The organism is Variovorax frigidus, assembly GCF_051216515.1.
Taxonomy (GTDB): Bacteria; Pseudomonadota; Gammaproteobacteria; order Burkholderiales; family Burkholderiaceae_C; genus Variovorax.
Genome location: NZ_JBPJZF010000002.1, coordinates 801935 through 815041, shown reverse-complemented (window position 1 = coordinate 815041; position 13107 = coordinate 801935). Strand labels below are relative to the sequence as shown.

Here is a 13107-nt window from a genome sequence, read left to right as displayed (position 1 = left end):
GTTTCTCATCGCTTTGTAGCTTGCTTGAGGGGAAGTAGCATGCGCCAAAACGGATGGTGTGCGGCTGCATGGCCCGCTGTCATTTCGTCCGGGATGTGCATGCTTCAGCCATCACAGGGAGCCTCAAAGAATGGGCGATTACAGACACCAGGCCGATCAGAGCCTGCCGCCGCGCTATGGCAATTCGCCCGGCGCCGACTACTTCGGCGGGGTCAGCCAGATCCATGCCGCCAAGGGCAGCCGGCCCGATCTGTACGGCACTGTCCTGCCGAATGGCGATCGGGTCTACAACCTCGATGCGCAGGTGGCGGCGCACTACACGATCCACCAGCAACTCGCCGACCCCGAGGCGCCGCGCACGACGGGCGCGAATTCCTACGCGGACACCATCGCCCAGCGCCACGACATCGAATGCTGGTACGCCGCCGACCAGCGCGACCGCATGCTGCAAGGCCACAAAGAATTTGAACGCCCCGGGCGCCCCGGCGAATACCGCACCTGGGCCGAACTGAGCGGCTGGGAGCGATCCACCAACGCCACCGCCCTGGCCGCCGACGCCCGCTACCACGACATCCGCACCACGGCCGAAACCGAGTTTCTGCATGGCCTGCAAGACTGGAAGCCCGAAGGCGCCGTCGCCGGCTATTTCAAGAACAAGGGCGTGGCCGGCTTCGAAGCGCTGGCTGGCAGCTACCCCGCGTCCGCTCGCGAACGCATGCTGGCCGAAATGCCGGCCTTGCGCGACAAGGGCGGCGGCGTGGACTTCAATCCCCTTTCGATGGGCGGACATGCGATGGGGGCCGTGGGCCTCAAGAAGACCGCGTTCGAGCAGTTCGTCACGTTGCCCCTGAGCGACCGCGAGCGCGACTTCTTCCACAACAGCATCGACAGCATCAAACAACCTGGTGCGCCGGTGTGGGAGCCCCATCCAGACCACCCTGCCAATCAGGCGGGCGCCATGGCGCACGGCCGCTTCAAGCTCGGCTACACCGACGAGCAAGGCCACCGCGTCGAGAAGGTGCTGGACCTCGATCAAGGCCGGCGCTTCACCACCACGACGAGCGACCCCGCGACCGGCCAGGCCTTGAGCACCGAAACCAGAACGCCGACGGGGCCGCTCATTGCCCAGAACTACTTCACGCCCAGCTACGCCGTCGAAACGCGCGATGGGCAAGGGCAGGTTGTCAGCCAAAGCTCGCTGCCCGAAGGGAAGAATGACCATCCGAGGGTGGACGGCAGTCCGTTGTATCAGGAGGCGCTGCGGGATTTGGAGGGGAAGTATCGGGAGATCAAGAATGATCCGAAGCCTGAGCGGCAAGCGACTATTCGAGAGGTAGAAATCGATATCGATGCGCAACGCGACCAAGCCCAACAACACTACCTTGCCAAAGACCACCCGCTGCATCGGGATGTGGTGCAGCATCCACACGGCAAGCACACGCAGCAACAACAACCCCAAGCGCCTGCGGCCGCGCCCGACACCCCGCTGGCCGCATCCATCATCACCCAAAGCGCCATTGGCGAGCGGTTCAAGGCGCTGGTCGATGCCATCGAGCGCAAAGACGACAAAGCCTATGACCGGGTGCTTGAGGCGCACCAGGCTTCGCCCGAATGGCAGAAGTTTCAACAGCAAAGCCAAGACTACGAACAAGCCCTGATTGCGCAGCAGCAACGTGAGCGCGAGCAACAACTTGCGGCGCAGCGGCAAGAAGACGCGCAACAGCAGCAACAGCGTGGCCCGGTGATGGGCCGATAGAGGGAGCGCACGATGAAGAGCACTTTGTACAAGTGGGCTGTTGCCGCACTGGCAGCGCTGGCGCTGACGGGCTGCGCCATGGTTGGGTACGGCGAATGCTTCAGCCGCTGTGGGGGCAATATGCCTACGAGCTATGGAGCACCGGCTGACTATGGAGCGGGAGCACCGACTGACCTGACGCGGGGCGCATTGTGGAACGCCGCTGCCTCTTTTGGCGTGACGGAAAAATACATCATCAGCGGCTTTATCACCTTGGAACGCATTGGCGAGCCACCGGGTGTTGGCAAGGTCAACGCCCAAATCTATGTGCCCAACGTGAGCGCGCAGCAAGCTCAAGGCAGTGCATGGTTTAGCACTACCTTTGGTCGTGACTACATTGATTCAGTCACCTTAAGGCCGAGAGAGGGGCGCTTTCCTGCTCACGCTCCGTTGATGCCGCCCGGCATTTATAAACTGACTGCCCAGGCTACTGTAGTAGAAAAGCGGGCGCGATGGCCGCCGGAGTACGCCCCCTTCCGCAGCCCACCCCAGAGCACCACCATCGTGGTCGAGGCCGGCACGTGGAGCATCCTCTGGCAAAAGGTGAAGGTTGACGAAAGCACCGAACCGATCACCATCACCGTCGATTTTGGGCAATCAGGCCAAGCCCAACTGAGAAAAAGCGGCGCTTCCTCCTTCAGCCCCGAATTCCTGATCGCCGACCCCTTGCCCCCATCGGCATCGTCGCCCCTACCCGCCAAAACAGCCGCACCATGACCCCCGAGCAACTGCAGGAACTGGCGCTGAATCTGTCAAGCGTGACCCGGCATCTCCGCCGAGAAAATGAGGGCGCCGCGGCGCGGATCGCGCAGGCCAGCCAGCAACTCGACCACAGCGCTTCGCGCCTGTCGGCCGATGTCGATGCCGCACATCGGGAGGGGCAGAAGAGCATGCAGCGCGAGCTGACGAACGCGGAGCAGTTCTTGCAAAAGGCGCAGCGCCAATTGCTGGCCGCGCAGAAAGCATGGCTGTGGAAGGTCTCGTTGGCGCTGCTTTCGATGGCCGTGCTGGTGGTGGGTGGCAGCAGCTACTGGGTGTGGCACAACGCACAGGCGCTGCAGGAGATCGACTACAACCGCCAGGTCCTCGGCGCCATCGCTGCCGGGGACCTGAACCTGTGCAACCAGCGCCTGTGCGCCAAGGTGCCACCGAAGGCCGAGAAGTTTGGCGACGGCTATGTGGTGATCGGCAACCGTTAGGCACAAGAACACCCGGCCGGCTCGCACGGCCGGATGTTTTTTCATCGACGATGCGTGACGCACGCCGCCGAAGCCATCGTGGTCTCGTCTCCCGCATGGAAAATGCTTCAGTCGCCCGAGACGGTGACGGGACAAGGCCATTGCAGGCCGGAAGCCACCCGTCCAGCGGGCGCAGCACACTCTCATTCGGAACCAATCACAGATGACGACCAAGATTCCCCTGCTCGTGCTGAGCCACCTCTCGCGCGCCCACCAAGCCGTGCTCGCCGAGCATTTCGACCTGAGCTACGCCGCCGAGCCCGCCGAGCGCTCGGCCGCCATCGCCGCGCGCGGTGCCGATTTCCGCGCGGTGCTGACCATCGGCGTGACCGGGTTGACTGCCGACGAGATGGCCGCGATGCCGGCGCTCGAGCTGGTGTGCTGCATGGGCGCCGGCTACGAAAAGGTCGACCTTGCCGCGGCGCGTGCGCGCGGCATCGTGGTGGCCAACGGGCAGGGCACCAACGACGATTGCGTGGCCGACCACGCCTTCGGCCTGCTGATCTCGGCCGTGCGCAACTTCCGCCAGCTCGATCGCCTGTGCCGCGACGGCGTTTGGCGCCTGGCCATTCCGCAACCGCCGAACGTTTCGGGCAAGCGCCTGGGCATCCTCGGCATGGGCACCATCGGCCAGAAGATCGCCAGGCGTGCGGCCGGCTTCGACATGGCCATCGGCTATCACAACCGCAAGCCCAAGGAAGGCGTGGCGCACCGCTACTTCGACGACCTGCATGCGCTGGCCGAGTGGAGCGACATGCTGGTGTGCGCGGCGCCGGGCGGCGCGGCCACGCACCATATCGTCGACGCCCGCGTGCTCGATGCACTCGGCCCGCAGGGCTTCCTGGTGAACATCGGCCGCGGCAGCCTGGTCGACACCGAGGCGCTGGCCACCGCGCTGCGTGAAGGCCGCATCGCCGGCGCCGGGCTCGATGTCTACGAGAGCGAGCCGCTGCGGCCCGAGCCGCTGATCGGCCTGGACAACCTGATCCTCACGCCGCACCTCGCGGGCTGGTCGCCCGAGGCCACGCAGGCTTCGTTCGAGCGTTTCCTCGCCAACGCCGAAGGCCACTTCACCGGCCGCGGCGTGATCTCGCCGGTCTGACCTGGCGCTGGCCGAAGCGCCGTCGAAAGTCCGGGGGCGCGCACATAATCCAGCCCCATGGAAACCAAGTGGCTCGAAGACTTCGTCAGTCTTGCTGAAACCCGCAGCTTCAGCCGCTCGGCCCAGCTGCGCCATGTGACGCAGCCGGCCTTCTCGCGCCGCATCCAGGCGCTCGAAGGATGGGCCGGCACCGACCTGGTGGACCGCTCTTCCTATCCCACGCGCCTCACGCCGGCCGGCCAGACGCTCTACGGCCAGGCGCTCGAAATGCTGCAGGGCCTGCAGAGCACGCGCGCCATGCTGCGCGGCCACTCGGCCGCGGCGCACGACGTGATCGAGTTCGCGGTGCCGCACACGCTGGCCTTCACCTTCTTCCCGGCCTGGGCGACCACGCTGCGCGAGCACTTCGGGCCGCTCAAGAGCCGGCTCATCGCGCTCAACGTGCACGACGCGGTGATGCGGCTGGTCGAAGGCAGCTGCGACCTGCTGATCGCCTACCAGCACCCGTCGCAACCGCTGCAGCTCGACACCAACCGCTACGAAATGGTGGTGCTGGGGCAGGAGGTGGTCGCGCCCTGGGTCAAGCCCGACGCCGACGGCGCGCCGCGCTACCGGTTGCCGGGCCGCCAGGGCCAGCCGCTGCCCTATCTGGGCTACGCGCCGGGTGCCTACATGAGCGGCATCGTCGACCAGCTGATCAAGGAGTCGGACACCGCGATCCACCTCGACCGCGTCTACGAGACCGACATGTCCGAAGGCCTGAAGGCGATGGCGCTCGAAGGCCACGGCATCGCGTTCCTGCCGCAGAGCGCGGTGCGCAAGGAGGTCAAGGCGCGGCGGCTGGTGAGCGCGCTCCCGCCCGAGATCGACCGCCTCGAGGCCACGATGGAGATCCGCGCCTACCGCGAGCGTCCGGCGGCGGCGACGCCTGGCAAGACCGGACGCGCGACGAAGTCTCACGACGACTTCGCACCCCCCAAGCGAGCGCTGGACGCGCTATGGGCCTATCTCGTCGAAACGCAGCCTGTCAATTGATTGTTTGCTGCACTGCACAAACTATAAAAGATGTGCATGATGACGCGCGCATACGGCATTGGTCAGGCCGCCGTGCGCCGCATACAGTCCCGCCTGCTTTGCTGTCACTCGCTGGAGAAAATCAGTGCATGCGTGTTCTTTTCCGCACCGGGGCGATCTCTTGCCTGTCGGTGGGCCAAGCGGGCACAAAGACTGCTTAATCCCCTGCATGTCGTGCTTCAGCGGTGCGTTGCACCAAGGATGCATCGAGGATTTTCGCGCCGCCCCAGACGGGTGCCGGGCGGTGCACCGGGTTGGACCGGGTGCCTCTGTTCGCGCGACTGTCTAAAATTTGGCTCTGTTTCAGTTTCACTCAGGAGTTTCGTATGAAGAAGCAAGTATTGGCGTTGACCATCGCCGTCATGGCCGCCGGCGGCGCGTTCGCGCAAGCCACCGACACCCTCGCCAAGATCAAGGCCTCGGGCTCCATCACCGAAGGCGTTCGCGAATCCTCCGGTCTTTCCTACACGCTCGGTAACGGCCAGTACACCGGCTTCCACTACGACATCTGCGCCAACATCATCAAGGACCTCGAGAAGGTCGTGGGCAAGAAGCTGGAAACCAAGTACCAGCCCGTGACCTCGCAGAACCGCGTGCCGCTGGTGCAGAACGGCACCGTCGACCTGGAATGCGGCTCGACCACCAACAATGCCACGCGTGCCAAGGACGTGTCCTTCGCCGTCACCACCTACGTCGAGGAAATCCGCATCGCCGTCAAGGCGAACTCGGGCATCGCCTCGATCAAGGACCTGAACGGCAAGACCGTCGCGACCACCACCGGCACCACCTCGGTGCAGACCCTGCGCAAGAACGAGCGCGCCGGTGGCATCGATTTCAAGGAAGTCTTCGGCAAGGACCACGCCGACAGCTTCCTGCTGCTCGAATCGGGCCGTGCCGACGCCTTCGTGATGGACGGTTCCATCCTGGCTTCGAACATCGCCAAGTCCAAGGCGCCCAGCGATTTCAAGATCGTCGGCGAAGTCCTGAGCGTCGAGCCGATCGCGATCATGATCCGCAAGGATGATCCGGCCTTCAAGAAGGCCGTGGACGACAGCATCAAGGCCCAGATCAAGAACGGCGACCTCGCCAAGCTGTGGGACAAGTGGTTCCTGCAGCCGATCCCGCCGTCGAACGTGAAGATCGGCCTGGCCCTGTCGGACGCGACCAAGGACGCATGGGCGAACCCGAACGACAAGCCGATGGAAGACTACGCCGCGAAGAAGTAATCGCTTCCCGGTTATTGCGCCAACGCCCGCCACATCCGGCGGGCGTTTCTGTTGAAGCAGGGCGCGCTTCACATCGAAACGGTCTACAACAACAAGGAGAGTCCCGATGGGATCAAACTGGGATTGGCAGGTCTTCTTGCAGGATCCAGGCGGGAAATTCCCGACCTATTGGCAATGGATGCTTTCGGCCTGGGGCTGGACGCTGTCGGTCTCGCTGCTGGCGCTGATCGTCGCGCTGGTGCTGGGCTCGCTGGTGGGCATCATCCGCACGCTGCCGGACAACCCGTGGCTCATTCGCTTCGGCAATGCATGGGTCGAGCTGTTCCGCAACATTCCACTGTTGGTCCAGATTTTTCTCTGGTACCACGTCATTCCCGCGCTCATCCCACCGATGAAGACGGTGCCCAGCTTCGTGCTGGTCGTGCTGGCGCTGGGTTTCTTCACCTCCGCGCGTATCGCGGAGCAGGTGCGTTCGGGCATCCAGGCGTTGCCCAAGGGACAGCGCTATGCGGGCATGGCGGTGGGTTTCACCACCTTCCAGTACTACCGCTACGTGATCCTGCCGATGGCCTACCGCATCATCATTCCGCCGCTCACAAGCGAGACGATGAACATCTTCAAGAACTCGTCGGTGGCCTTCGCCGTGTCGGTGTCCGAGCTCACCATGTTCGCGATGCAGGCGCAGGAAGAAACCTCGCGCGGCATCGAGGTCTACCTCGCGGTGACGGGGCTCTATGTGATCTCTGCCTTCGCGATCAACCGCCTCATGTCATTCATCGAAAAGAAAACGCGCGTTCCGGGCTTCATCGTTTCGGCCAGCGGCGGCGGGGGACACTGACATGTTGAACCTCGATTTTTCGTTCTACAACTGGGAAGTCATCTCCAACTTCGTGTTGAAGGGCTTCTACTTCAGCGTGATGCTGACCCTGATCGCCACCATCGGCGGCGTGGTCTTCGGCACCCTGCTGGCGCTGATGCGGCTGTCGGGCAAGAAATGGCTCGACGCGCCGGCAGCCATCTACGTCAACGGCATGCGCAGCATCCCGCTGGTGATGGTGATCCTCTGGTTCTTCCTGCTGGTGCCGGCCTCGTTCTACAACCTGTTCGGTTCGATGGGCGCCAACTACCGCTCGGAGATCTCGGCGGTGATCACCTTCATCGCGTTCGAGGCCGCCTACTTCAGCGAGATCATGCGAGCCGGCATCCAGTCGATCCCGCGTGGCCAGGTGAACGCGGGCCAGGCGGTGGGCATGACCTACGGCCAGAACATGCGCCTGGTGATCCTGCCGCAGGCCTTCCGCAACATGCTGCCGGTGCTGCTCACGCAGACCATCATCCTGTTCCAGGACACCTCGCTGGTCTACGCCATCGGCGCCTACGACCTGCTCAAGGGCTTCGACACGATGGGCAAGCAGTACGGTCGTACCGTCGAGTCCTACCTGCTGGCTGCGGTCGTCTACTTCATCCTGTGCTATTCGCTGTCCTGGATGGTGAAGCGCCTGCACAAGAAGATCGCCATCATCCGATGAATCAGATGACCCCCAGTCTTCGCGCACTTTGTGTCGCTTTCGCCAACCCCCTTCCAGGGGGCAACACCAGCGGCCCGGCAAAGCCGGTTCCGCGGTGTCACTGGTCTTACCCCCAGTCTTCGCGCACTTCGTGTCGCTTTCGCCAACCCCCTTCCAGGGGGGCAACACCAGCGGCCCGGCAAAGCCGGTTCCGCGGTGTTTCTGGTATGGAATCAGCTTGCACGCCTCGTCGATAGGAGTTTGAAATGTCGGAAAAAATGATTGAAATCAAGAACGTCTCCAAGTGGTATGGCCCGGTGCAGGTGCTCAACGAGTGCTCGGTGAACATTGCCAAGGGCGACGTGGTGGTGGTGTGCGGCCCGTCGGGTTCGGGCAAGTCGACGCTGATCAAGACGGTCAACGCGCTCGAGCCCTTCCAGAAGGGCGAGATCACTGTCAACGGCATCCCGTTGCACGACCCCAAGACCAACCTGCCCAAGCTGCGCTCCAAGGTCGGCATGGTGTTCCAGCACTTCGAGCTGTTCCCGCACCTGTCGGTGACCGAGAACCTCACGATCGCGCAGATCAAGGTGCTGGGCCGTTCGGCCGACGAAGCCAAGACCCGTGGCCTGAAGATGCTCGACCGCGTGGGCCTGATGGCGCACAAGGACAAGTTCCCGGGCCAGCTGTCGGGCGGCCAGCAACAGCGCGTGGCGATCGCCCGTGCGCTGTCGATGGACCCGATCGTGATGCTGTTCGACGAGCCCACTTCGGCGCTCGACCCGGAAATGGTCGGCGAAGTGCTCGACGTGATGGTCACGCTGGCCAAGGAAGGCATGACCATGATGGTGGTCACGCACGAGATGGCGTTTGCGCGCAAGGTCGCGAGCCGCGTGATCTTCATCGACGTGGGCGGACGCATCCTGGAAGACTGCGAGAAGGACGAGTTCTTCAACCACCCGGAGAACCGCCAGCCGCGCACCAAGGAATTCCTGAACAAGATCCTGCAGCACTGAGCCCGCGGATCGCAGGCACCTCGCTGTACCAGGGCCCCGCGATGCGGGGCCTTTTTCTTGGGCACATCCTCTTTGGCGCACGCGGTACCTGATGCCGCGCAAGGCTATTGCCCGCGCACGGGCCGGCCCGGCCTACGATATCGCCATGCGTTCCATCGCGTTCTCCCTCGGCTGCTTCTTCGCTCGCCGGCTCGTCTCGAGCCGTCCGGCGACGCGACCGCGCGCGGAGCTTCGCCGCATGCCACCGGCTCGAAGTGCTGCTGCACATTCCTGAGCCCGGCGATCCGCTTTCATCCTCTTCCCATTCCCGCCACTGGATCGCCGGGCGCCCACCGTCCGGCGTTGTGCATTTCCTCCAGGAGCGTTCCATGGTTCAACCCCTCTCTTCCCCCGTCTCTTCCGCGGTCCTCGCCGGCCGCACCCTGACCGAACTCGATCACGCGCGGCTCGCCAAGTACGCCGACGCCGATGCCGCCTACTCGCCGGCCATCCAGGCCGTGCTCGACAACGCCGACCTCGTGTCGCCGACCGACATCGCGGCCGACGTCGTCACGATGCGTTCGCGGGTCAACGTGGCCGAAGTCACCGGTGCGGGCGAGCGCACGCTGACGCTGAGCTACCCGCAGGACGCCGACCCCGCCACCGGCTGTATCTCGGTGCTGTCGCCCGTGGGCACCGCGCTGCTGGGTCTGCGCGTGGGCGACGTGGCGAACTGGGTCGCGCCGGACGGCTCGGGCGGTGCGTTGCGCATTGCCGGCATCGCCTTCCAGCCCGAGGCGAGCGGCGAGTACTTGCGTTGAGGAAGCCGTAGCATTCGCCCACGAAAAAGGCCCCGCATGCGGGGCCTTCGTCGTTGCGGCGCGAGCGCCTTGCTGCTTTACTTCTTGCGCGTTTCGATGGCCTTCTCGGCCTTGGTCATCAGGTCGTTGCCCACGGTGGGGCGCCACTTGGCGTACACCGAACGCGTGGCCTTCACGAAGGCTTCGCGCTCGGCCGGCGTCAGCTGCGTCACCGTCACGCCCATGCCGGCGATGTCCTTGAGCACCGGCTTGTCGGCCTCGACCAGGCCCTTGCGCGCGATGGCGATTTCCTGCTTGCCGGCATCGATGGCGGCCTGCTTCACGATGGCCTGGTCGGCCGGCGTCCACGAGGCCCAGATCTCCTTGTTGACCACGAAGATCAGCGGGTCGGCCACATAGCCCCAGGTGGTGACGAACTTCTGGCCCACGTTGTGCATCTTCAGCACGGTGAACAGGAACAGCGGGTTCTCCTGGCCGTCGACCGCGCCGCTCGCGAGCGCGGGCTGCGCATCGGCCCAGCTCATCTGCGTCGGGTTGGCACCCAGCGCGGTGAACAGGTCGGCGAACAGCGGCGAGCCAACCACGCGGATCTTCATGCCCTTGAGGTCGGCCGGCGACTTGATCGCATGCTTGGAGTTGGTGATCTCGCGGTAGCCGTTCTCGCCCCAGGCCAGCGGCATCACGCCGGCCTTGTCGATGATCTTGAACAGCTCGGCACCGACCTCGCCCTGCGTGAGCGCGTCGACCGCCGCGTAGTCGGGCATCAGGAAGGGCATCGAGAACAGGTTGAGCTGCTTGACCTGCGGCGACCAGTTGATGGTCGAGCCCACGGCCATGTCGATCACGCCCTGGCGCAGCGCGCTGAACTCGCGCGTCTGATCGCCCTGGATCAGCGACACGCCCGGGTACAGCTTGATGTTGATGCGGCCCTGGGTGCGTTCCTTCACCAGGTTGGCCCAGATCTGGCCGGCCTGGCCCCAGGGTGTGGGCGGGCCCAGCACCAGCGACATCTTGTACTCGGCCTTGTAGGCCGCCTGCGCCATGGCGCCGGTGGTGAAGCCGAGAGCGGTCGCGACGAGCGCGAGGCCGAGCAGGGTGCGGCGGAATTTCATGGTCTTGTCTCCGTGTGAAAAATCGATGGAAGTTGATTGGGAACGCAGCTCATTCGCCAGTGACACCGCGGAACCGGCTTTGCCGGGCCGCTGGTGTCGCCCCCGGCGAGGGGGTTGGCGAAGCGACACGCAGTGCGCGAAGACTGGGGGAGAGCCATCAGTAGCCGAGCTTGGCCGGCAGCCACAGCGCGAGCTGCGGCCAGACGATCACGGCCACCATCACCAGGAACATCGCGAACAGCATCCAGCCGACCCAGCGCACGGTCTCTTCCATGCGCACGTTGGCGATGCGGCACGACACCATCAGGTTGACCGCGAGCGGCGGTGTGAACTGGCCCAGCGCGACCTTGAGCGTGAGGATCACGCCGAACCAGACCGGGTCCCACTTGTAGTGCTGCACGATGGGCCACAGCAGCGGCACGAAGATCAGGAAGATCGACACGCCGTCGAGGAACATGCCGACCGTGATCAGCAGCACGATCAGCAGTGCCAGCACGCCGTACTCGCCCAGGCCGGAGTTGACGATGGCCGTGGCCACCGGATCGATCACGCCCAGCGTCGACAGCGAGTAGGCGAAGATGCCCGCGAGCGACACCACCAGCAGGATCACGGCCGAGAGTTCGCCCGATTCGCGCAGGATCACGAACAGGTCGCGCACCTTGATGGTCCGGTAGATCACCATGCCCACGAACAGGCCGTAGAACACCGCGACCACCGCGGCCTCGGTCGGCGTGAACCAGCCGGCGCGCATGCCGCCGAGGATCAGGATCGGCGCCGCCAGGCCCCAGGTCGCTTCGCGAAAGCTCTTCCAGAACGCGGGCCGCGGCATGCTGGCCTCGAGCGCGCCCATCTTGTGGCTGCGCGCCATCCAGACCGCGGGAATGATCAGCGCCAGGCCGGCCAGGATGCCGGGGATCATGCCGGCCGCGAACAGGGCCGGCACCGAGGCGCCGGGCACCAGCACCGAGTACACGATGAAGGCCACCGAGGGCGGGATCAGGATGTCGGTGGCCGCTGCGGCGCCGACCACGCTGGCGGAGAAGGCCGGCGGGTAGCCGGCGCGCGACATCGCGGCGATCATCACCGCGCCCACGGCGGCGGCATTGGCCGGGCCCGAACCGGAGATGCCGCCCAGGAACATCGCGACCAGGATCGCGACCATCGGCAGCATGCCAGGGCCACGGCCGACCATCGCGACGGCGAAGTTCACCAGCCGCAGCGCGACGCCGGAGCGGTCGAAGATCGAGCCAACCAGCACGAACATCGGAATGGCCAGCAGTGGGTACTTGCCCAGGCCGGCGTAGAAATTCTGCGGCACGGCCAAGAGGCCGAACCACTGGGCGTCGGCGTTCGCCAGCGCGATGCAGGCCGCGCCGGCCAGACCCAGCGCCGCGCCGATCGGCACGCCGACCAGCATCAGCACCACGAAGGCGACGAAGAGCAGCGTCGCGATCATTTCGGCGTGCCCTCGCCGTCATCGCGGCGTCCGCGGCGGATGAACAGGCCCACGGCCCGCAGCGCGATCGCGGTCGACACGATCGGCAGCCAGATCGAGTACCACCACTGCGGCACGCCGATGCCCGGCGAGGTCTCCTCGAAGCGGTAGTCGTCCCAGACCATGCGCGTGCTCAGCGCCGCGATCAGGATGAAGAGCGCGGCCACCAGCACCGCGCCGAACTGCGACAGCCGCTTGCGCCGCGCCATCGAACCGCTCTCGGAGAAATACTCGATGCGGATGTGGCGGTCGCGCGCCACCGCGGCCGAGCCGGCCACCATGGCCAGCAGGATCATCAGGAAGATCGAGAACTCCTCGGTCCAGGCGAAGGAGGAGTCGGTGAAGTAGCGCACCAGCACATTGGCGAAGGTGATGAGCGCCAGCGCGCCCATGATGATGACGGTGAGCCAGTCTTCAATGGCGAGCGGGACCTTGGTGGGTTCGTCGGCGGCTCCGATGTCGGGGGGAATGGGGCTGGCGGCGTCCAGCATGGGGCCGGACTCGGGAGGTGTTGTCATCGCAGAAAGGGCAGGTGAGGCAGGCGCCATGTCACCGGGCGGACGCCGGGACGCGATCCGTACACCTCGACAGGGAAACAGCCGTCGATGCTAGGGGGTCAATGACCACTCATATATCGGGGGTTTCCTTAGCTGCCGGGCCTGCAGAGCGGCTTTCAGGGCGTGTGCACACGGCGTCGGGCACTCCCCCTCCGCGAATGTCCCCCGCCCTTCGCGGCTTCTC

Annotated in this window: 13 protein-coding genes; 10 read left to right on the top strand and 3 right to left on the bottom strand. The window is 65.0% G+C overall.

Annotated elements, in window-relative coordinates:
* Nucleotides 1–130: 130 nt before the first annotated feature.
* The 10 genes from ACSFBC_RS09055 (at nucleotide 131) to ACSFBC_RS09010 (ending at nucleotide 9759) form a co-directional block, all read left to right on the top strand.
* The gene (locus tag ACSFBC_RS09055; protein WP_435509965.1) at nucleotides 131–1756 is read left to right on the top strand and encodes a hypothetical protein; all 1626 of its coding nucleotides are present in this window, start codon (nucleotides 131–133) and stop codon (nucleotides 1754–1756) included.
* A 12-nt stretch (nucleotides 1757–1768) separates the two neighbouring features.
* Nucleotides 1769–2512, top strand: a complete 744-nt coding sequence (locus ACSFBC_RS09050) for a hypothetical protein (RefSeq protein WP_435509964.1) — start codon at nucleotides 1769–1771, stop codon at nucleotides 2510–2512.
* Nucleotides 2509–2994 carry a hypothetical protein gene (locus tag ACSFBC_RS09045; RefSeq protein WP_435509963.1) on the top strand — a complete coding sequence of 162 codons (486 nt, stop codon included), beginning with the start codon at nucleotides 2509–2511 and terminating at the stop codon, nucleotides 2992–2994. Before ACSFBC_RS09050 ends, ACSFBC_RS09045 begins: the two co-directional genes overlap by 4 nt.
* Nucleotides 2995–3196: 202 nt before the next feature.
* Complete coding sequence (locus ACSFBC_RS09040) at nucleotides 3197–4135, top strand: 2-hydroxyacid dehydrogenase (protein ID WP_435509962.1); 939 nt, start codon at nucleotides 3197–3199, stop codon at nucleotides 4133–4135.
* A 57-nt stretch (nucleotides 4136–4192) separates the two neighbouring features.
* Nucleotides 4193–5170: a LysR substrate-binding domain-containing protein gene (locus tag ACSFBC_RS09035; protein WP_435509961.1), complete on the top strand. Its 978-nt coding sequence runs from the start codon at nucleotides 4193–4195 to the stop codon at nucleotides 5168–5170.
* 365 nt (nucleotides 5171–5535) lie between these two features.
* Nucleotides 5536–6435, top strand: coding sequence for a transporter substrate-binding domain-containing protein (locus ACSFBC_RS09030; protein ID WP_435509960.1), 900 nt, complete (start codon nucleotides 5536–5538; stop codon nucleotides 6433–6435).
* Between the two features lie 106 nt (nucleotides 6436–6541).
* Entirely contained in the window at nucleotides 6542–7273 is a 732-nt protein-coding gene (locus ACSFBC_RS09025; RefSeq protein ID WP_435509959.1) for an amino acid ABC transporter permease, read from the top strand.
* 1 nt (nucleotide 7274) lies between these two features.
* Nucleotides 7275–7964 (top strand): amino acid ABC transporter permease, encoded by a 690-nt coding sequence (locus ACSFBC_RS09020; RefSeq protein WP_435509958.1) that lies wholly within the window; start codon nucleotides 7275–7277, stop codon nucleotides 7962–7964.
* Nucleotides 7965–8221: 257 nt separating this feature from the next.
* Nucleotides 8222–8959, top strand: coding sequence for an amino acid ABC transporter ATP-binding protein (locus tag ACSFBC_RS09015; RefSeq protein WP_219213097.1), 738 nt, complete (start codon nucleotides 8222–8224; stop codon nucleotides 8957–8959).
* 368 nt (nucleotides 8960–9327) lie between these two features.
* Nucleotides 9328–9759, top strand: a complete 432-nt coding sequence (locus ACSFBC_RS09010; protein ID WP_435509957.1) for a GreA/GreB family elongation factor — start codon at nucleotides 9328–9330, stop codon at nucleotides 9757–9759.
* A 77-nt stretch (nucleotides 9760–9836) separates the two neighbouring features.
* On the opposite strand, the gene ACSFBC_RS09005 is transcribed toward ACSFBC_RS09010, so the two are convergent.
* The 3 genes from ACSFBC_RS09005 to ACSFBC_RS08995 form a co-directional block, all read right to left on the bottom strand.
* A complete protein-coding gene (locus ACSFBC_RS09005; RefSeq protein WP_435509956.1) occupies nucleotides 9837–10871 on the bottom strand; it encodes a DctP family TRAP transporter solute-binding subunit in 1035 nt (344 codons plus the stop codon).
* A gap of 157 nt (nucleotides 10872–11028) precedes the next feature.
* The gene (locus tag ACSFBC_RS09000) at nucleotides 11029–12327 is read right to left on the bottom strand and encodes a TRAP transporter large permease (protein WP_435509955.1); all 1299 of its coding nucleotides are present in this window, start codon (nucleotides 12325–12327) and stop codon (nucleotides 11029–11031) included.
* Complete coding sequence (locus ACSFBC_RS08995) at nucleotides 12324–12884, bottom strand: TRAP transporter small permease (protein WP_435509954.1); 561 nt, start codon at nucleotides 12882–12884, stop codon at nucleotides 12324–12326. The genes ACSFBC_RS09000 and ACSFBC_RS08995 overlap by 4 nt, the downstream gene beginning before the upstream one ends.
* Between the last annotated feature and the right edge of the window lie 223 nt (nucleotides 12885–13107).